The sequence below is a fragment of the Streptomyces sp. DSM 106670 genome (genome assembly GCF_055792845.1).
Window position 1 is genome coordinate 4858660 of sequence record NZ_CM147704.1, and the last position, 19367, is coordinate 4878026.

15 protein-coding genes are annotated in these 19367 nt (G+C 72.6%); 7 read left to right on the plus strand and 8 right to left on the minus strand.

The genetic code is table 11. The features are described from left to right. Positions 1–69: 69 nt before the first annotated feature. Positions 70–714, plus strand: a complete 645-nt coding sequence (locus tag ACSMXR_RS21505; protein ID WP_170994684.1) for an RNA polymerase sigma factor — start codon at positions 70–72, stop codon at positions 712–714. A gap of 199 nt (positions 715–913) precedes the next feature. Then, the gene (locus ACSMXR_RS21510; RefSeq protein ID WP_473169700.1) at positions 914–6094 is read left to right on the plus strand and encodes a hypothetical protein; all 5181 of its coding nucleotides are present in this window, start codon (positions 914–916) and stop codon (positions 6092–6094) included. Positions 6095–6104: 10 nt separating this feature from the next. On the opposite strand, the gene ACSMXR_RS21515 is transcribed toward ACSMXR_RS21510, so the two are convergent. Together ACSMXR_RS21515 and ACSMXR_RS21520 are read right to left on the minus strand one after the other, a co-directional pair. Next, positions 6105–6518, minus strand: coding sequence for a nuclear transport factor 2 family protein (locus ACSMXR_RS21515; protein WP_137234788.1), 414 nt, complete (start codon positions 6516–6518; stop codon positions 6105–6107). Between the two features lie 172 nt (positions 6519–6690). Then, positions 6691–8082, minus strand: a complete 1392-nt coding sequence (locus tag ACSMXR_RS21520) for a membrane-associated oxidoreductase (RefSeq protein ID WP_473169701.1) — start codon at positions 8080–8082, stop codon at positions 6691–6693. A gap of 81 nt (positions 8083–8163) precedes the next feature. Between ACSMXR_RS21520 and ACSMXR_RS21525 the strand changes: the two genes are divergently transcribed. Continuing rightward, entirely contained in the window at positions 8164–9648 is a 1485-nt protein-coding gene (locus tag ACSMXR_RS21525) for an oxidoreductase (protein WP_473169702.1), read from the plus strand. A gap of 233 nt (positions 9649–9881) precedes the next feature. On the opposite strand, the gene ACSMXR_RS21530 is transcribed toward ACSMXR_RS21525, so the two are convergent. Next, a complete protein-coding gene (locus tag ACSMXR_RS21530; RefSeq protein ID WP_473169703.1) occupies positions 9882–11003 on the minus strand; it encodes a DUF7638 domain-containing protein in 1122 nt (373 codons plus the stop codon). 142 nt (positions 11004–11145) lie between these two features. Between ACSMXR_RS21530 and ACSMXR_RS21535 the strand changes: the two genes are divergently transcribed. After that, positions 11146–12042 carry an aminoglycoside phosphotransferase family protein gene (locus tag ACSMXR_RS21535; RefSeq protein ID WP_473172422.1) on the plus strand — a complete coding sequence of 299 codons (897 nt, stop codon included), beginning with the start codon at positions 11146–11148 and terminating at the stop codon, positions 12040–12042. 72 nt (positions 12043–12114) lie between these two features. On the opposite strand, the gene ACSMXR_RS21540 is transcribed toward ACSMXR_RS21535, so the two are convergent. The 3 genes from ACSMXR_RS21540 to ACSMXR_RS21550 all read right to left on the minus strand — a co-directional run bounded on the left by ACSMXR_RS21540 (position 12115) and on the right by ACSMXR_RS21550 (position 14955). Continuing rightward, the gene (locus ACSMXR_RS21540; protein WP_473169704.1) at positions 12115–13284 is read right to left on the minus strand and encodes an alanine--tRNA ligase-related protein; all 1170 of its coding nucleotides are present in this window, start codon (positions 13282–13284) and stop codon (positions 12115–12117) included. Positions 13285–13631: 347 nt separating this feature from the next. Next, entirely contained in the window at positions 13632–14360 is a 729-nt protein-coding gene (locus ACSMXR_RS21545; protein ID WP_473169705.1) for a nucleoside/nucleotide kinase family protein, read from the minus strand. Further along, a complete protein-coding gene (locus ACSMXR_RS21550) occupies positions 14347–14955 on the minus strand; it encodes a helix-turn-helix domain-containing protein (RefSeq protein ID WP_218525190.1) in 609 nt (202 codons plus the stop codon). Before ACSMXR_RS21550 ends, ACSMXR_RS21545 begins: the two co-directional genes overlap by 14 nt. Before the next feature lie 114 nt (positions 14956–15069). On the opposite strand from ACSMXR_RS21550, the gene ACSMXR_RS21555 reads away from it, so the two are divergent. Together ACSMXR_RS21555 and ACSMXR_RS21560 are read left to right on the plus strand one after the other, a co-directional pair. Beyond that, positions 15070–15753, plus strand: a complete 684-nt coding sequence (locus ACSMXR_RS21555) for a class I SAM-dependent methyltransferase (RefSeq protein ID WP_473169706.1) — start codon at positions 15070–15072, stop codon at positions 15751–15753. 140 nt (positions 15754–15893) lie between these two features. Continuing rightward, entirely contained in the window at positions 15894–16484 is a 591-nt protein-coding gene (locus ACSMXR_RS21560) for a hypothetical protein (RefSeq protein ID WP_473169707.1), read from the plus strand. 67 nt (positions 16485–16551) lie between these two features. Here the strand turns inward: ACSMXR_RS21560 and ACSMXR_RS21565 are convergent, their stop codons facing one another. Next, positions 16552–17106, minus strand: a complete 555-nt coding sequence (locus tag ACSMXR_RS21565; protein WP_381790678.1) for a VOC family protein — start codon at positions 17104–17106, stop codon at positions 16552–16554. Between the two features lie 173 nt (positions 17107–17279). After that, on the minus strand, positions 17280–18383 hold the full coding sequence (locus ACSMXR_RS21570) for a citrate synthase 2 (protein WP_030083225.1): 1104 nt from the start codon (positions 18381–18383) through the stop codon (positions 17280–17282). Between the two features lie 262 nt (positions 18384–18645). Here ACSMXR_RS21570 and pdxH point away from each other — a divergent pair, with 262 nt between their 5' ends. Next, entirely contained in the window at positions 18646–19287 is a 642-nt protein-coding gene (pdxH, locus tag ACSMXR_RS21575; RefSeq protein WP_473172423.1) for a pyridoxamine 5'-phosphate oxidase, read from the plus strand. The last annotated feature ends 80 nt before the right edge of the window (positions 19288–19367 follow it).

A 19367-nucleotide genomic window follows, 5' to 3' on the forward strand; every position in this document is an offset into this window, starting at 1 on the left:
CTTGGCGAGCCTGGCCGAGTTATCCGAATGCCCGTACGTTCAGGCCTTGTTACGCTGCCCGGTGGGGGAGTGCGCATCCCTGAGCACGGCCTGACAGTCGGCCTGGCGGGAGCACTTGGCGTCCGGGGGGACGCCGATTCGACACGGCCTGCTCAGCGTGATGCGCCGACGAAGGCGCTGCAGGGGGGTCGGATGAGGGATGCCTTCTACGTCGAGTACTTCACAGACATGTTTCCGAAGGTGCACCGGTTCATCCGGGCGAGGCTCCATTCCGGGCTCGCCGAGGACCTGGCCAGCGAGACGATGCTGACCGTCTGGCGCAAACAGGTGCCCGTCCCCAGCGACGACGTGGGCCTGCGCCAGTTGCGTACCTTGACCTACAAGATCGCCTTGGGGCACATCGCCAACGCGGAGCGGAAGAGAGCCCGGGAATCGGATGTCCTCCATCAAGGGACGCTCCGGGTCACTCCTGAAGCCGATCCCACGTACGAGGCGGTCGTGCCGGTGGTTCTGGCCGAAGCGGTCGCCCAACTCGACTTCTACGACCGCCAGGGGGTGCACCTGATGATCGCCGGATTCCGTACCGCGGAGATCGCGGACATGCTCGGGATCACCGAGAAGGCGGCGTCCATGCGTCTGGCGCGTGCACGGAAGCGTCTCGGCCGAAGGCTCGTCGCAGGCGAGAAGGACGTGGACGACGACGTCAGCGCCTGACGCCGAACGGGAGGACGGACCGGCGCACATGATCTCGTGGTGCACCGCGCGCTCGTGATGGCTGTGGACGCGGACGGTCGGCTCCAGAGCCGGGGGCCGGGTGTACGGGAAGTGGCGCGCGGATGAGGAGTCGGCGGCCATCATCCGTACGGCCTCCCGAACGGCCTTGGGCAGCCGTGCCGCTGGCTACGTTGGTGCCGTGCGGAGGAGCCAGCGGGAGAGGTCGGAGAGCGACGGCGGGGGCAGACCCGAGGGCACGCGGGGCGTGGCCGGGGATGTCGAGCAGGCGCGCCGGGCCGGGCTTCCGGCCGGACCGGGGGTCTTCGGCGGTGGTCCCGGCGGCCTGATGCCCCTGCAGCGGATGCTGGGCAACGAGGCCACCACCCGGGCGCTGCGCCGCGGGAAGCGGCCCGCCGCGCCGCCCCCGGCCATCGACGAGCGGGCCGAGCAGGGGCTCGTGCTGCCGCCTTACCTGATGGACCTGGAGGCGGGCGGACTGTCCACCGCGTACGGGCTGACCGGGCAGGAGTTCGTGGGCAGCGCCGTCGCGGCCGTCGTGGGCCACGGCGGTGGCACGGTGGCCGTCATCGCCGCCGAACTGGCCGGGCGGCCCGAGTCGTTCTTCGGCCGGGGCCGCGCGTTCGCGGTGGAGGGCGCACAGGGCGGCGACGGGTTCGACGTCACCGTGCGCATCGCGCCCGCGCCCGACGATCGGCCGCCCACATTCCACCCGGCCGCCGACCTGCCGTCGGCCGCACCGGACCCGGGCGGGGCGCCGCTCGCCGCGGTGGACGAGGCGGAGGGCAAGGAGACCAAGGTCGACGTCCAGCACAACAGCGGGGCCACCGCGAGCAGGACGGCCGGCAACTCCTCCAGCACCGGCGTCGGCGGCACGGCGTTCGGGCTCGCCCCGGTCGCACCGGGTCTGTGGCTGGGCGGCGCGGCGACCGGCAGCGTCCAGCCCTGGCAGTCCTCACGGGACTCCCGCGCCCAGCGCGGTGTCGCCGAACCCCGCGTCCTGCGCAGCGACAAGGGCTCGGTGGAAGTGTCGCGCCGAGTGCTGTACGTCGTACGGATTCGGCCCCAGGCGGGTGGCGACGAGCAGACCTTCCGGGGCTCGGGCGGCCTCACCCAGCGGGTGCCCACCGAGCACCTGATCCCGGCCGGCACCGGGGCGCCGGCCCGGCCGCAGCCGGTGGCCGACGACCTCGCGCGGCGGGTCGCGCTGGCCGACTCGCTGGCCCCGGTCGCCGTCTCCGACACCGAGGGGCCGCACCAGGGCGGCGGCGGCCTGTTCGACGCGGTCGCCTCCGTCCTGCACCCGTCCCTGACCGCGCCCGGCGCCCCCGGCCGCTCCCGGCTGTACGAGGCGACCGCCACCGCGACCGTGCTGGAGGACCTGCCCCGGCTGCTGGGCAGCGGCGTCACCGGCGACGATCTGTACTCCAAGGACGGCAGCAGCGCGGGCAGTTACCGGATGCGCGCCGTCGTCACCGGGCTGTCGCCCGCCTGGGCCACCGGCAAGACGCAGCTCCGCACCCATCAGCAGGCCCAGCACACCGCGACCGAGTCGGCGGGCAAGGGCCGTGCCGTCGCGGGCGGCGTCGGCCCGGCGATCGGGGTCGGGGCGGCGGCCAACGCGGCCGTGGTGCGGGCCACCGCGATGCCGGTCGCCGCCGCCCGCAAGGCCCGGTTCAGCGTGAACGAGCAGACCGTCTCCAGCCGCCAGGGCGCGGAGGTGCGCGGCGAGAAGGTGCTGTACCTCGGGACGGTGGAGTTCACCGTGGAGGGCACCGGGCCCCGGTCGGTCCGGGCGATCCTGCACCCGGAGGCACGGGAGGCCACCCACGCGATGCGCGTCTGGGTCGGGCTACGGGCCGACGAGGCCCAGGAGTTGGGGCTGCCGCTGCCGCCCGGGGTGACGGCGGAAGCGTTCATCAAGAGCCCGGAGCGGCCGCAGCGGGCGGGCTCCGGGGCGGACGCCGAAGAGGGCGAAGAAACGGCGGAAGACGAACGGCACCTGCCCTTCGGCGCGATGGGATCGAGCGTGACGCTCGGCCGGCTCGACACCGCGCCCATGCTGAAGGCCGTACAGGAGCTGTTCGCCACCGACCCCCGGCTGACCGGCTATCTGCCCGCCTTCGGCGCGACCGCGCCGAAGGCGGGCCTCAGCAGGGAGGAGGACGAGGCGCAGCGCACCAACCACCGCGAGCTGATGGCCGCCCTGGCCGAGGCCAACCTGCGGGTGAACAAGGACCAGTTGCTCTCCACCGGCATCCGGGTACGGCTGCGCCGCAAGACCGCGATGCACTCCCATGACGTACAGCTGCGCGTCCACGGCGAGCTGGGCGAGGCGACCCACCTCGGCGAGATCGACGACTGGCTGGTGCGCGCCCACTCCGGTGTCGGGGCCAACGCGCAGAGCGGGCGCAGCAGTTCGCGCTCCATCGGCGGCATGGTGCTGGCCCAGGCCCGGCTGGTGCCGGGCGTCCTCACGGGCTCGGCCCGCTACGAGCGGCAGAGCTCGGGCTCCCGCCGTAACCAGGGCGGCCCCACCACCCGTACCGACGTCCTCACCAACGGGTCGGAGAAGGCGAGCGCGTTCGGGGCGGCGCTGCGGCTGAACGTGGACGTCACCATGACCTCACGGCAGCGCAAGCTGGCCCGCGCCGTGACCCCGGGCGGCCCCGGCCGGGACGCGCCGGAGGCCAGGCTGCTGTCCGGGCTGCATATGGAGGAGCAGGAGATCCGGCTGCTGACGCCGTCCGAGTTCACTGTCGGCACGGACGAGAAGGCACGGCTGGACGCGGGCGCCGACCAGGCCCCAGGACCGGAGCGGGCCGTCGGCGCGGCGGGCATCGGCGAGCTGTCCCGGGTGGCCCCGGCCCCGGCCACCGGGCAGCTCGTACGGGACTGGCAGCTGGTGGAGACGATCGGCGACGGGCAGCCGGTCCGAGACCTGGCCCTGGCCCTGCTGTCCCGGGCCGCCGCCCGGGGCCGGGCGGGCCGCCAGGACCCGGCGCTGGCCGCGGAGGGACTGGCGCCCCGGCTGGCGGTCGAGGAGCGCTTCAGCCCCCGGGCGATCACGGCCGCGCTGCGGCAGGCCGCGTCCTCCGGCTGGGTGGTGAAGAACCTGCGGTACCCGCGCCGGCTGGCCGCGCTGAACGGCGCGGTGGGCACCCGGCTGGCGCTGGCCGCCCCGCAGCTGGTGCACGAGGCGGCGGGCCCCGGCACCGAGACGTTCGTGCTGGGCGGCCACCAGGCCGGCGGACAGCAGGGGGAGGGCACCTCCAGCACGGTCCAGGTCGGCGCCACCGGCGTGCAGAACGGCGCGGAGTGGCGGGTCGGCGAGGGGCTGTCGGGGTACCGCACGACGGGCAGGGGCGACAGCGAGGCCGCCACGGTGTCGGGCACCGTGGAGCGCAACGCCCACACCCCCAAGAAGGCCCCGCTGTATCTCGTACGGTGCGATCTGCTCGTGACGATGGTCGCGGAGGTCAAGGTCACCGGCGGCGGCCCGTACGTCGCCGACGCGGCCCGGACCCTGCCGGGCGCGGCGGCGGTGTGGCTGACGGCGGAGCAGCTGCGGGCGGCGGGGGTGGAGCTGCCGGAGTCGGCGCGGAAGGCGCTGAAGCTGGATGCGGAGGCATCGACGTCGGCCGAGGCGTCGACGTCGGCGGCACCGGCGGCGGCGTCCACATCAGCGGCGGCCCCGGCCTCGACATCGGCCTCGGCGATGGCATCGGCATCGGCATCGGCATCCGCGTCCGCGTCCGGTGGGCAGGCCCGCCCGACCCCGACCCTGGCCCGCGATCTGCCGCTCGGCTTCGGCATGATCGAGGAGCTGCCGGACTTCGTGCCGCTGCTGGAGCGACTGCGCGGCGCCCTCGCGCGGACCGGCCAACAGGACCTGGCCGACGACCTGCTGCCCCGGCAGCAGCTCCGCGACCGCAACGACAACGTGCAGCGCCTGCTGCGGGTCCTGGACCGGGACGGCTCCACCGGACTGCTGGGCAGCGCCATGGACGGCGGCGTCACCGTGGAGCTGCTGGACGGCCGCAGGACGCCGTACTGGGCGGTGTTCAAGGTGGACCGGGTCGGCGCGGGCTCCTGGGAGGGGGCGGCGGACGACGGCCGGGACATGGAGTACATCACCTCGGCCGCCGCCCAGCAGGCCACCTCGCACGACGAGGGGGCGACCACCGGGGTGGAGGGCATCCTCGCGGGCTCCGGCAAACCGGACGGCGGGGCGGGGCCCGTCAAGAGCGCCGGGGGCGCCGCCGGGCTCGGTGTCGCCTCGGGCTCCGGCCGCCGCCGGGGCGAGGCCGCGCGGGGCCAGCTGGGGATGAAGACGGTCGCGGAGGCGAAGACGGCGAAGGCGGCGAAGATGCGGGTGCCGGTCATCGCCACCCTCGAACTGCACCGGGGAGACCGTCGGCTGGCGTTCGCCGCCACGGGCCGTACGTCGCTGGTCCACCGGATCCTGGAGAGCGACCTCACGGCGCTGCGCCGGATGACCGCCCCGCGCCGGGCCCCCGTACGCGCCCTGTCGGGCAGGCCGCCGGGCGACCCGGCCGGACTGGGCTCCTGGCGGGCCGACGGGGTGCCGCTGCCGATGGAGGCGCAGGTGAACGGCTTCCAGGGAGCGCCGCGCGTACGGGAGTTGGTGAACGCGGCGGTACGGGCGGCGGGCGGCGGCGACCGCTTCCGGCAGAAGGGCCAGGCCGCCGCCTACACCCTGGGCGAGGCGGTCTCCACCGAGTGGCTGATCTCGGCCCTGCCGCTGCTCACCAACGCCGGGGCGGAGCTGCCGCCGGTGCACGCGAGCGGGGCGTCGGGCCAGGACCTCCAGGCCTCGGTGCACGCGCGGCTGCGGGCGGGCAGGGTGCTGGGCGCCGGGGACAAGATGACGTTCGAGACGGTCGCCCAGAGCCACCTGGGAGCGCCGCGCCCCACCCAGGGCGAAGGCCAGAGCGCGGCCGAACAGGGCAGGCAGGCACGCGGACTTTTCGGTGCGGGTGTGCTGAACGCCGACGAGTTCCGCCTCAACCAGCTGATGGGCAACACGGGCGGCGCGGGCTCGGCGAGCGGCGCGGCGGCGCACGGAGCGGGCTCGATGCCGCTGCACAAGCCGAAGTTCACGTCGGTGCTGGTGCAATTCACGCTGGACGTACGGGTGGTGGCCCGGGTGACGGACCGGGTGCGCACCTCCCGTACGACGGTGGCGGAGCGCGAACTGACGCTGCCCCGCCCGGTGGTGGTCCGCATGCCGCTGCCCACGGCGACCCGCCTGCTGGCCGCCCACCCGGACGCCGTCACCGACCCACGCGACCACCTGGGCCTGCGCACACCGGCCGCACCACCGCTGACGGGGCCGTGAACGAGAGCGTTCAGGCTCGGCGAGCGTCCCGCCCGGACACGGGCGTCCCCTGGTGGTAGTACAACCGCCAGGCCGTCTCCCCGTCCCGCCTGCGCCACAGCGAACTCCGCCAAGCCCGGTGGCCGTCGAAGACCGTCTCGTACGTCAGGTGCACCAGCCCGGGCCCCAGCACCACCCCGGTCATCGCGGAAGTCTCGAAGCGCGGCCCGTCTGCGCCTCCGCCGTCCAGATCGGGCAGCGCGTCCAGCATCTCCGCGTACGTCCACCGCCTCCCGGACGCCCCGACCTCGACGAACTCCGGGTCGAGCAGCGCCTCGGCGGCAGACCGGGAGAGACGTACGAAGGGGTCGAGCAGCCGCAGCTCGCCGTCGATCGCCGCGTTCACATCTGTGCTGTCCTGGGTTTCCTGGGCTTCCTGACTCATCCGCCCATGATCGCCGAAGAGGCTCTCGTCCGTCATCGCGGATTCGGCGTTGGGCCGGCCCGCCTTGCGCCCAGGGCAGACCCACGTGCGGTGGCTCCTCTTGGCGTTCGTGCGAGCTTGCGCACCTCACCGATGACGACGACCACAGAGGAGTGTGGCCCATCGGCCACGGCTACTGGCGCTTGAGGCTACGGGTGACGCCCGCCGCGGCAGTCGTGGCGAAGACCCAGCCCGCCGCGATGAGGAGATAGGCGAGCCACTGGTGCACGCCGGTGGGCGTGAACGCCTTCTCCTGGCCGAAGTCGACGACCGGGAGCAGAAGGTCTGCCGCGTAGACGAGAGCGTTGAAGTCGGGGCCCTTGCCCGCCTCGGCACGCTGTGGTTCGTGGAGGCCATAGGCAAGGCTGCCGACCAGCATCAGCGCCAGGAGCCAGGTCACGGCGCGGGCGGGCCTGAAGCCGTAGCCGACGGTCACGTCCTGGACGTGACCCCACATCCGCGTGGGCCAGGCCATGGTTCGGCGGTGTCTGCGTTGCGCGGCGAGCAGGACGGTCCGCGCCTCGCCGTCCTCACCGGCACCGCGGTAGGAATGGGCCAGTTGGTCGTAACTGTGGGGTACGAAGCCGTCCGGGTCACGCTCCAGCAGGGGCAGCCGCCGGGCGGCGGGCAGCCGGGGCGAGAGCGACTCGTAGACGAGTCCGTCCAGCCGGACGGAGGAGGGCCAGACAGCTGGATCGGCCTCTATCGCTTTGAAGGTCGAGTAGTGCAGCCGCACGTCGCCCTCGATGGGCACTGCGTCGCGCAGGGTGAGCTGGCGGGCCTCACAGCTGCTCAGACCGAGCGCGACCCCTCCGGGATTACGCAGCCGCGCCTCGATGAAGGAGATCCAGCCCCCTACGCGGGCACCGGTGAGCCTCACCTTGCCCTCGGCGTCGAGGCCGCCGGCGTTGAGGACGGTGCCGACGTTGATGCTGGCGGCATTGAGAGCATGGCCTCCAGGGTTGTGCAGCCGGGCATCCTCAAGATCGAGCGCACAGGACACCTGGACCGCCTCCAAGTGGACCTCGCTCTCCGCCCACAGCCGCGCGGCACTGATGTTGCCCTCGACACGGGCGTACGCCAGCTGTACGGGGCCGGAGACCCGGCAGTCGGCGAGGAGGAGATCCCCTTCGATGCGCAGGCCGGTCGCCGTGAGCGAGGGCAGACGCGATCCGCGGAGGTCCAACTGACGTAGACGAGCTGCGCTCAGTTCGACCGGCATGTCGAAGTCGCAGTTCCTGAGCTCCACTTGATACGGAATCTCCGCGTAGGCAAGGTCGAGCCGCCCGGCGACGGTGACTCCGCTGAGACGGAGCGCGGGTATCTCGCCACCCTCGACCGGCGAGGAGAGCAGCAGACTGCGCAAGGCCGCGGCTCGCACCGAGGGGCCGGGGGCGTCGCCCGAACGGTCCGCACCGCTCGTGGCGCCGGGGCTCGAGTGTTCCGGGCGTACGTCGACCGGCTCGCCCCGTTGAAAGGCGTACCGGATGCGGGATTCGAGAGGGGTCAGATCAGCGGTCTCCATCTGCGGGACGCTACCGCTGGGCCAACCCCGCCCGCGCGACCGCCCGCGCCTTGACGCCCGTCGCAGCCGTAGCCTTTAGCGGTGCTGAACTACGACGAACTGACAGCGACTGAGCGCACGTTGTGGGACTCCTTTCCTCAAGGGCGGTGGGTGGATCTGCGCACCGGTACGCCCGAGGACGACGATCCCGCCGCCGGAGCGGATTGGGGCCCTGAGCGCACGGTCCGCGCCGGGGTTGTCGTCGCCCTACTGCTCGGCGGCAACACAGAGCGGTCGAGCAGTGTCGCTTCCCTGCGCCTCGCAGGCGCACACATCACTGGCCACCTCGATCTGGCGGGTGCGGAGGTCAGCCACCTGCTCTGGCTCAGGGAATGCCGGTTGGCGCACACGGTCAGCCTTGGCGGCGCATCGACACGGACGGTCCGCATCACGGACAGCTGGGTCCCCGGGGTGGAGGCCGAACTGGCCCGCATCGAAGGCCACCTCGACCTGGACGGGTCAGTGATGGAGACGGGCCGTCTTTCCCTCATGAATGCTCACGTGTCCGGGGAACTGGACATGGACGGGACGCGGATATTGGCGCCCGGAGGGTGGGCGGTGTGGGCCGGAGGACTGGCCACAGGCGGCGGCATCTACTGCCGGGACGGCTTCACCGCGTGGGGCGGGATGCGGTTGCCGGGGGCGCAGCTGTCCGGCGGCCTGTTCATGCGGGGCGCACGGCTGGAGAACCCCGGCGGCGCGGCACTGATGGCGGACAATCTGACAGCTCCAGTGGTGGACATGTCCAATGGATTCAGCGCGCGAGGATCCCTGCGGCTGCGGGGCGCTCACATACCCGACCTCCTCACCCTTGAAGAGGCCCACCTCGGCGGCAGCGACACGGCGCTGCTCGGCGTCGGGATGCAGGTGGGAACCTTCGACTTCACGCTCGCCGCTCCGCCCACGGGAGGGGTGGACCTTCAGGGCGCCAGGGTCACCACTCTGCGCGATGGCGAGCGGAGCTGGCCGCATGAGGTGCGGACGGACGGTCTCGTCTACGGTTCCCTCCAGTCCGACAGCACATCCCCGCAGGAGGACGTGGCCCACCGCCTAGCGTGGATCCGCCGCAATCCGGGCTATGCCCCGCAGCCGTACGAACAACTTGCTACCTGTTACCGCCAGGCCGGCCGCGACGATGCCGCCCGCAGGGTGCTCCTGGAGAAGCAACGTCACCGACGCCGCACCCTGGCCCCAGTCGGACGGCTGTGGGGGTACCTGCTCGACGCCACCGTCGGGTACGGATACCGCTCATGGCTGGCCGCCCTGTGGATGGCTGCGCTCTGCCTGCTCGGCACCTTGGTGTTCAGCGTCCGCTCGCCGATCCAAACGAAGTCCGGAGAGGGCGACCCGTTCAACCCCATGGTCTACACCGTCGACCTGCTCTTCCCCATCGGCGACCTCGGCCAACGCAGCGCATGGCATTGGGTAGGAGCGACACAGTGGCTGTCGTATCTCCTGATCGCCATCGGCTGGCTTCTCACCACGGCGGTCGTCGCCGGCGTATCCCGCACGCTCAACAGGAACTGACAGGCGTGGGCGCTCGCGTGCCAGGTGCTCCCAACCCCCTTTTTTTCCTTACCGGGTCCCGGTGGGGCGGAAGCACGGCGAATTTACGGACGGTACTCCGTGCACACCGTTCATAAAGCCGTGTTCGGCCTGCGCCAAGGCGGAACCCGCGCAGACTTGATTCGCCGTGGTGAACGTTTTCGCCGCGGCGAAGCCCCGTTGGTCAGGTGCTTCCGCCGACGCCCGCCAGCCGGTCAGAAGCCGGAGAGCCCGGCTCCCCGCATATGGAGTTCGGAGCGGACGAGTTCGAGGAGACGGCCCGTCCAGTTGCGGCCCCGGCCGCCGCTGTCGCCCCAGTAGGTCGAGTCCACGTCTTCGTAGATCAGGGTGGCGTCGTCCGTTGCCAGCAGGATCTCGGCCAGCTCGGGGTGCTGGTCGTACTTGGCGCGCAGCAGGCCGGTCATGACGGCGGTGCGTACGTGGGCCCAGTCCTCGCGGCGCGATGCGCCGGCCGCGAGCTTGCGTGCTGCGGCAGAGGTGTCCGCCGCGGCGACCGCGTCGTGGGACTCCGGATCGGCGACCGACAGAGCCCAGTAGGCGTGGGCGACCGAGGGGTAGACGATCTCCCGCACGGTGATCGGGGCGGGGTAGTCGTTGCGCAGGCCGAGCTGACCGGGGTGGGCCTCGGGCTCGCGCGGAAAGGAGTGGTGGAGCCGGACCGCCGGGCTGCGTGGAGCCGTCGGTCCGTCCGCGCGGGCCTGTGTGTCCCGTACGGCCATCCAACGGGCCCGGTCCTCGAAGTACGCGAGAGCCCGGTCGTACGAGTCCTGGGTGACCGGCGGGTCGGGCGGCAGGTACGTCGTGCCGCCGGGCCCTGCCGCCAGCACGCGCAGCGGCCAGTCCTTGCTGTCCATGTCCCCCAGGGCGTAACGGCGTTTCGAGGCCGGGATGGACAGGAAGGCGTCGCGGACCGCCGCCCGGTTCTCCTCCGTCCGGTCGGCGAGGAAGACGTCCACGGCGGCCAGGCAGCGCTCGGTCGAGGTGGGGCGGCCGTTCAACCGGGCGATGGTGTCGCGGACCTCGGCGGCGAACAGCTCGGGCGTGAGCTGACTCCGGGGCTCGCCGAACGTCCAGCGCGCCAGACCGTGCGCGGACGCCTCGGCGCCTTCCGGGAACGTGGTGGCCACCCAGCCGGTCCGGAGCTTCTCCTCGAACTCCTCGAAGGTCACCAGACCCCAGCAGTCGATGAGCCCGTCGGCGTAGATGACGAGGTCGGTGAGGAAGTAGGAGCTTCCGTTGCGGATGAAGGCGTGGCGCCAGGTTCCGGGTATGCGGACGCCGTCCGCTGTGCGATGGGTGGTCCGTCTGCCGGTCATCCGGCCATTGTGCCGCGCCGGTCGCGGGCGGGCGTGGCGCTTCTGCGCGTGCGGTGGGTGGTGGGCGGTGCGCGGTGGAAAAGCAGTGGACGCGGATCGCGTGAGCGGAACACTGGCCCGTGTGAATCGACTGCTGGTGGATGTGGAGAGCGTCACCGCACGGCTGGTCCCTCGCTTCGGTCCCCAGGTCGCCGCATGGTGCGCCGGTACGCCGGATCTCATCGCGCGGCTGGCCTCCCGGTGGGGACTTGCGCTCGGTGGGCCCCTCCCGGACGGTGCTTCGTCGGTCGCGCTGCGGTGCCGCTGGCCCGACGGTACGCCTGCGGTGCTCAAGGTCAGCCCGGAGCGGGACCTCATGGCCGAACAGGTCCGGATGCTGGGGTGGTTCGCCGCCTCGGGCCGGGTGCCCGCCGTGCTGGCCGCCGACGAGGAGGCCGGCGCCATGGTGCTGGAGGAGATCCTGCCCGGGACGTTGGCGGAGTACATGCCCGCGGCCTCCCTCCCCGAGCAGTGGGCGGAACTGCTCGCCGCGTTGCACGGTGTCGCACCGCCCCCGCAGCTCACGCGGGTGCTGCGCGGTCGGTGCGAGGAGTCCTTCGCCCGGGTCGGAAGGCGGCTGTCCGAGCCTGCGATCCGCGCACGGATGGACGCCACTCTGTGGGACAGGGCCATCCAGCGGTGCGAACGGCTGCTGGACACGGAAGCGACCACCGTGTTGCTCCACGGCGACCTGCACCTGGGCAATGCGCTCGACGGCGGCGCGGACCGCGGCCTCCTGGCCATCGACCCGAAAGCCTGCGTCGGCGACCCGTGCTTCGACGCCGGGGACTACGTCGTGGCCGGGGCCGGGCTTGAGGGCGTCGAGGCCCGCTGCGCGCGTGTGGCGGCGGCGTGCGGGCTCGACGGTGACCGGCTCCATGCCTGGAGCCGGGTCATCGCGCCGTTTTCGGCCATCGCCCATCTCGGTGCCGGTGCCGGTGCCGGTGATGGTGATGGTGGCGAAATGGTGGTCGACGAACTGCTCGCGTTGAGCCGGTGAGTACGGGCCGGTCCCGTGGTGAGCTTCCCGGCCGGGCAGCTCACCACGGGTAGGCGCGATGCGCTTCCCGCCTCACTCCTCGCGCAGCCCCGTGATCAGCTCGCGGGGCAGCCCGTGGGTGTCGTGGAGGTAGTGGAAGTCCTCCTCGGTCAGCGGGCCCCGGAACCTGGGCCTGGCGAGGACTCCCCGGCCGCGCTCCAGGAGCCGGCCGAAGCGCTGCTCCTCGTCGATCAGCGTCCGGCGCACCTCGCTCGGGCGCATGTCCTGCCGGAAGTGGTCCAGGGTGTGCCGGATCAGCTCGTCCGGGAGGTCGCCGATGCCGTGCGAGGGGGCCTGCCCCTGCCGGAGCACGGTGAGGACGCGTCGTAGCAGGCGGCGCAGCACATAGCCCCGTCCCGTGTTGGCCGGGCGCACGCCGTCGCCCAGCAGCACGACGACCGAGCGCAGGTGGTCGCAGACCAGGCGCAGGGAAGGTTCGTCCAGGGTCCACAGGGCCGGTACGAGGCGGCGCCAGGGGTCGAAGACGTCGCACTCGAAGACGGACGACCTGCCCTGGAGCAGGGAGGCCAGCCGTTCCAGGCCGAGTCCGGTGTCGACGTTGCGCTGGGGCAGCGGTACGAGAGAGCCGTCGTCGAGGCGGCGGTGGGTCATCGTCACGTGGTTCCACACCTCCACCCAGCGGTCGTCGCGGGTGGGCGTCGACTGCGGCGGGCCGTCGCCGCTCCACAGGAAGAACTCCGAGTCGGGTCCGCACGGGCCCACCGGTCCGTTGGACCACCAGTTGTCCTCGACGGTGAGCTCCACCGGCACGCCCAGGCGCTGCCACATCTCGACGGAAGCCGTGTCCGGACCCGTCCGGTCGTCACCGGCGAAGGCGGTGGCGTGCAGCAGGCCGGGATCGATGCCCAGGCCTTCGGTGAGCAGCCCGTACCCCCAGTCGAGGCTGCGCGGGCCCTCGTAATCGCCCAGCGACCAGGTGCCGAGCATCTCGAAGACGGTCAGGTGGGTGGCGTCACCGACCTCGTCCAGGTCGGTGGTGCGCAGGCAGCGCTGTACGTTGACCAGCCGCTTGCCCAGGGGATGGGGGCGGCCCTCCAGATACGGGGTGAGCGGGTGCATGCCCGAGGTGGTGAAGAGCACGGGGTCGCCGGGCGGCGGCAGCAGTGTCGAGCCGGTGATCCGGCGGTGGCCGCGCTCTTCGTAGTACTCGACGAACGTGCTGATCAGCTGGTCCGTACGCATGGGAGTGGCTCCTTCGCGTTGCGGCGGGGAGGCACCGGAGAACGGGACCCGTTCAGTCACCCGGCCGGGGCCAGAGGCTCCACGGCACTGCCGACGGACCGTTTCCGGTCGCCGGGGGGATGGGGAAGGTCAGGCGGCGGCGGCCGGCGAGCTGGTCGCTCGCGCGGTCGCGGTGGTGCTTGTGCCGGTGACGTTCATGTCATCGACGATAGCGCGGCCCCGCCCGACGAAGCACATGGATTTGCCGGCACCGGGGCCCTGGGGCCCGCCGGTCGACGCGCCTGCCCCGCCGGTCGACGCGCCTGCCGGTCGACGCGCCTGCTCCGTCGAGGGGAGCGGGCGCGCGGTCAGCCCGTGATCAGCCTCGGCCGCGCGAAGTCCGTGTTGTCCACGACCGCGTCCATCCTCGGCAGCGGGTCCACCTCCGCGAGGTACAGGTGCTCCGCCACCAGGTAGCGGTCGCGGTGGATGGCCTCCGCGTCCGAGCCCGCCCAGTTCTGGTCGCGTTCCGCACCCCGGCGTACGGAGAGTTCGGCGTCCACGTCCATCCAGATCCGGAAGTCCCAGTACGCGTCGATCTCCGGCCGGAACGCGAACACGCCGTCCACGATCAGCACCGAGTCCGGGGTGAGTGGTGTCGTGTCGGCCGCGTGGTTCTGCTGGGTCAGCGGGTCTATGGAGCACAGCGAGCAGGACCCTGCCTCCGGGCTCCGGGCGGGGTCCAGCAGGAGGCGCTTGGCCGCGTCGTAGTCGTACGCGTTGCGGTAGTAGCCCTCGCCCGACTCCCGGTCGTACAGGTGGCGGTCCCTCCACGGGTTCTTGAAGTCGTCCAGCGTGGCCCGGAGCACCGGGCGGCCCGACTCTGCCAGGCGCGCGGCGAGTTCGTGGCCGAAGCTCGTCTTCCCCGCCGCCGTGAAGCCGTCGATGCCCACGAGCAGCCGGCCCGGGCCGAGGGCCCGTACGCGCTCCGCGAGCGCTTCGGTCAGGGCGCTGCGCTCGGCCGACGCCGGTGCGGGGCACGGCTGTTGCCAGGTCGAGGGGGAGTGGCGTACGGATGCCGCGTCAGTGGGTCCCATCGGGCGATCCTCGCAAAGGCTCCTGGCGGGCCCGCAGGTGGGCCCGTTCGCCCTGGTGGCCGAAGAGGACCAGGAGTTCCACGGTGCGGTCGTCGTCGGGGCCGAGCCAGTGCGGCACATGTGTGTCGAACTCGGCCGCCTCGCCGGGCTTCAGGACGAGGGTCCGTTCGCCGAGGATCAGCCGGAGCCGCCCGGCCAGGACGTACAGCCACTCGAAGCCTTCGTGGGTGCGCAGGGTCGGCTCGGTGTCCGGCCGCGGCGGGATCAGCAGTTTGTGGGCCTGGACTCCGCCGGGGCGGCTCAGCGGTACGTACGTGAGGCCGTCCCGGGTGACCGGGCGGATGTGGATGCGCGGGTCGCCGGTGCGGGGCGCGCCCACCAGTTCGTCCAGCGGGACCGCGTGGACCTCCGCCAGCGGCAGCAGCAGCTCCAGCGTGGGCTTGCGCGTGCCGCCCTCCAGGCGGGACAGGGTGCTCTCGTTGATCCCGGTCCGCTCGGCCAGCTCGGCGAGCGTCATGCCGTGCTTGCGCCGCAGTTCGCGAAGGCGGGGGCCCACCGCGGCCAGTACGTCGTCCCTGCTTCCCGTGTCACCCATGCCTTCAGGTTGCCGAAATGGCATGGGACCTTGCAAGTGCGGCAGGGTGTGGCGCACCTTCCTGCTGAGCGGGGCGTTCATCCGGAGCGGCCGCCCGAGGGAAAGGCATGGTCGATGAGCAGCGACAGCACCGGAACCAGCGCCAGCGCCACCGGCGCCACCGACTCCGCCGGCTTCTGGGAGAGCCATTACGCCGGCATGGACGCCCAGTGGGGCACCAAGCCCAACGTCGTCCTCGCCGACGTCGTCACCGCCCTGGCCCCCGCGCCGGACGGTGCCGGCCGGGCGCTGGACCTCGGCTGCGGGCACGGCGGCGACGCGCTCTGGCTCGCCTCGCTCGGCTGGGACGTCACCGCCGTCGACGTCTCGGCGACCGCCCTGGGCCGGGTCGCCGCCGGAGCCGACGCGGCCGGGCTGGCCGACCGGGTCCACCCGAGCCGGCACGATCTGGCCCGGTCCTTTCCCGACGGGACCTTCGAACTCGTCACCGCCAGCTATTTCCACACCCCTGTGGAGATCCCCCGTGAGCAGGTGCTCCGGCGGGCGGCCCGGGCCGTCGCCCCGGGCGGCCTCCTGGTGCTGGTCGAGCATGCCTCGCTCGCGCCCTGGTCCTGGCGGGACGGCCACGAGGATGTACGGTTCCCCGCCCCCGACGACGTACTCGCCTCCCTGCGGCTCGGCGACGGCTGGCGGACCGAGCGCTGCCACGCGCCCCGGCGCACCGCCACCGGGCCCGGCGGCGAGACGGCCACCGTGACCGACAACGTCATCGCCGTCCGTCGGGGCGAGCCCGCCTGAACTGTCAGTGGCGGGTGGCAGAGTGGGGGCCAGTGGAGTCGAAGAGCCGATCCAGGTGGATCCGGACGGGCCGGAGAGAGCCGGAGAGAGACCGGAGAGACCGGACGGGTCGCAGAGAACGGTGAGTTGGAGGGGGAGCCGTGGGGGATTACTTCCAGACCGTCGTCGACCGCGATGTCACCGAGGCGGACGCCGCCCCGCTGGCCGCGCGCGTAGTCGCCTGGCTCGTGGCCGAGGGCGTGATCGGGCCCGACCGCACCGAGCCCGCGCTCGGCGGCGGCCCCGGATATCCGCCGGGGCCGCGTATCCGGGAGGTCGTCGACAGCAGCGGCTGGGGCGAGCCCTGGCAGGGCGGGGCGCTCGATGTGGTCGTCACCCGCACTGTTTTCGACTCCGGGCAGTGGGCCGACCCGTCCTCGGCCCAATGTCCGCGTTGCGAGCGGGACATCGAGTTCAAGGACAAGGCCTGGGAGGATATACCCGGTGCCTGGGACCCCTTCTCCGAGGCGATCGCCGACTGGGAGGAGGGCTGCGGCGAGGCCCTCGTGCGGTGCGCGCACTGCGACGCGTCGTCCCCGCTCGTCGACTGGGACGGAATGGAGCACTGCTTCGCCTTCGGCGGTCTCGGCTTCACCTTCTGGGGGTGGCCCGACCTCACCGCGGCCTTCCTCGCGGAGTTCGGCCGCCGGCTGGACGGCCACCGCACGGTCCTCGTGAGCGGGAAGGTCTGAGCCGGGCCGACGACGCGTCCGCCCCCCACCTCCACCGCCACCGCTGCCGTGTCGGGGCGGCCCCGGGCTACGACGAAGGGTCGGGCTCAGCCTGCCGTGCCGTCCCGCCAAGGTCGGGAGCAACCGTGTCCTGGACCGTCACCCGGTCCTGCTCGGCGAGCTCCCGGGTCTGCTCGGCCACCCACTCGGGGCTGATCGCCGGAGGCAGACCCGGGACCTTTCCGCTCACGACCAGGCAGAACGGATGACCCACCGGGTCGAGGAGCACCCGTACGTCGCTCTGGGGCTGGAACTCCGCCGGTGTCGCGCCCTCCGCCACCGCGTGCGCCACGCCCGCCTCCAGGTCCGTCACCTCGAAGTCCAGGTGCAGCATCATCAGCTGGTCGCCGGGGGAGGCGGCCGGGGCGGGCCAGACCGGGGGCACGTACGCCTCCTCCGTCTGGAAACCCAGCCCTGAGCCCCCGCCGGGCGGGACGATCTGCACCCAGCCCAGCTCCTCCTGCACGGTCTCCCATCCCAGGAGGCGGCGGTAGAAGTCCGCCAGCTCCGCCGCGTCCGGGGCGTCGAGCACCGTGCAGGACAGGGTCAGGGACGGTCGCGGCGGTCGTGGAGCGGTGGGCACGATTGCCTCCTCGGGGCGGGAGCCGTGCCGGTACTCGTACCCGGTGCCGGCGCCTTCACCGGACCCGAGCCCGGCTCGGGCCCGTAACCCCGTCCCCGGCTCGGCCCGTGCCTCGCCCCGTAACCCCATCCCCGGCTCGGGCCCGTGCCCCGCCCCGTAACCCCGTCCCCGGATCAGCCCGCGACGATGTCCTCGTACCCGCTGATCTCGCGCGGGTCCCGGGTCCCCGGGCCGATGTACGTCGCCGACGGGCGCACCAGGCGGCCCGTGCGCTTCTGCTCCAGGATGTGCGCCGACCAGCCCGCCGTACGGGCGCACGTGAACATCGACGTGAACATGTGCGCCGGGACCTCCGCGAAGTCCAGCACGATCGCCGCCCAGAACTCCACGTTCGTCGCCAGGACGCGGTCCGGACGCCGCGCGTGCAGCTCCTCCAGCGCGGCCTTCTCCAGCGCCTCCGCCACCTCGAAGCGCGGCGCGGCCAGCTCGCGGGCCGTGCGGCGCAGGACGCGGGCGCGCGGGTCCTCGGCGCGGTAGACGCGGTGGCCGAAGCCCATCAGGCGCTCGCCCCGGTCCAGGGCCTGCTTCACGTACGCGGTCGCGTCGCCCGTGCGCTCGATCTCCTCGATCATGCCGAGGACCCGGGACGGCGCGCCGCCGTGCAGCGGGCCCGACATCGCGCCCACCGCGCCGGACAGGGCCGCCGCGACGTCCGCGCCGGTCGAGGCGATGACCCGGGCGGTGAACGTGGAGGCGTTCATGCCGTGCTCGGCCGCCGACGTCCAGTAGGCGTCGACCGCCTTCACATGCTTCGGGTCCGGCTCGCCGCGCCAGCGGATCATGAACCGTTCCACCACCGACTGCGCCTTGTCGATCTCGCTCTGCGGCACCATCGGCCGTCCCTGGCCGCGTGCCGACTGCGCGACGTACGACAGCGCCATCACGGCCGCCCGCGCCAGGTCGTCGCGGGCGGTCGCCTCGTCGATGTCCAGCAGCGGCTTCAGGCCCCAGACGGGCGCGAGCATCGCCAGCGCCGACTGCACGTCGACCCGGATGTCACCGGAGTGCACGGGGATCGGGAACGGCTCGGCGGGCGGCAGACCGGGATCGAACGCCCCGTCCACCAGCAGGCCCCACACGTTCCCGAACGAGACATGGCCGACGAGATCCTCGATGTCGACCCCTCGGTAACGGAGCGAACCGCCTTCCTTGTCCGGTTCGGCGATCTCCGTTTCGAACGCGACGACTCCCTCAAGACCGGGTACGAAGTCGGACATCAGGCGGCTCCCTCAGTTCGGCGGGCGGATGGGCGACAGTCCCTACGGCCCCAGGGCTCCCACGAGGCCTGCCCCAAGATATTGGCGGGTTCCCACGGAGCGGGGAAGCGTGACATCCGGCACAGGACTCCATTTCGACGGTGCGTGGTTACGGGCCCTCCCCGCCGGGCACACTCCGCCGCTGCGGCAGGATGGGTCCGTGCCCACACCAGAAGGTTCTTCGGGCCCCTTCCCCGACGATTCCACCACCGATCCGGCGGCCATGCGCGAGCAGTACCGCTCGGAGGACTTCACCGAGCGTGACCTCAGCCCCGACCCGATGGACCAGTTCGCCCGCTGGTTCCGCCAGGTCGCCGTCGGCGGGGTGCTGCACGAGCCGAACGCCATGGTCGTCTCCACCGCCACCCCGGACGGCCGCCCGTCCTCGCGCACCGTGCTGCTCAAGCAGTACGACGACCGGGGCTTCGTCTTCTTCACCAACTACGACTCCCGCAAGGGCCGCGAGCTGGCCGCGAACGGTCATGTCTCGCTGCTCTTCCCCTGGCACCCGATGGCCCGCCAGGTCATCGTCACCGGCACCGCCTCCCGTACCTCCCGCGAGGAGACCGTGGCCTACTTCCGCACCCGCCCGCACGGCTCCCAGCTCGGCGCGTGGGCCAGCGCCCAGTCCAGCGTCGTCGGCTCCCGCGAGGAGCTCGTCACGCGGTACGAGGAGCTGGCCGCGCGCTATCCGGAGGGCGAGAAGGTGCCGGCCCCGCCGCACTGGGGCGGCTTCCGGGTGGTGCCCGGGACGATCGAGTTCTGGCAGGGGCACGCGAACCGGCTGCACGACCGGCTGCGGTACGTCAGGGAGGGCGACGGGGCGTCCGGCGGCCCGTGGCGGGTGGAGCGGCTCTGCCCGTAGGCGGCCGCTGCCCGCGCCGACAACGCAGAAACCCGCAGGCTCTGGTTCCTCCGTGCACAGAGGAGCCGGCCGGACTTACC

What these genes read in the sequence shown, in the direction of transcription:
- ACSMXR_RS21515 (WP_137234788.1), bottom strand. Translation starts at nt 6,518, where the DNA reads ATGAGTCAGGAAGCCCAGGAAACCCAGGACAGCACAGATGTGAACGCG.
- ACSMXR_RS21520 (WP_473169701.1), bottom strand. Translation starts at nt 8,082, where the DNA reads ATGGAGACCGCTGATCTGACCCCTCTCGAATCCCGCATCCGGTACGCC.
- ACSMXR_RS21530 (WP_473169703.1), bottom strand. Translation starts at nt 11,003, where the DNA reads ATGACCGGCAGACGGACCACCCATCGCACAGCGGACGGCGTCCGCATA.
- ACSMXR_RS21540 (WP_473169704.1), bottom strand. Translation starts at nt 13,284, where the DNA reads ATGCGTACGGACCAGCTGATCAGCACGTTCGTCGAGTACTACGAAGAG.
- ACSMXR_RS21545 (WP_473169705.1), bottom strand. Translation starts at nt 14,360, where the DNA reads ATGGGACCCACTGACGCGGCATCCGTACGCCACTCCCCCTCGACCTGG.
- ACSMXR_RS21550 (WP_218525190.1), bottom strand. Translation starts at nt 14,955, where the DNA reads ATGGGTGACACGGGAAGCAGGGACGACGTACTGGCCGCGGTGGGCCCC.
- ACSMXR_RS21555 (WP_473169706.1), top strand. Translation starts at nt 15,070, where the DNA reads ATGAGCAGCGACAGCACCGGAACCAGCGCCAGCGCCACCGGCGCCACC.
- ACSMXR_RS21570 (WP_030083225.1), bottom strand. Translation starts at nt 18,383, where the DNA reads ATGTCCGACTTCGTACCCGGTCTTGAGGGAGTCGTCGCGTTCGAAACG.
- pdxH (WP_473172423.1), top strand. Translation starts at nt 18,646, where the DNA reads ATGCGCGAGCAGTACCGCTCGGAGGACTTCACCGAGCGTGACCTCAGC.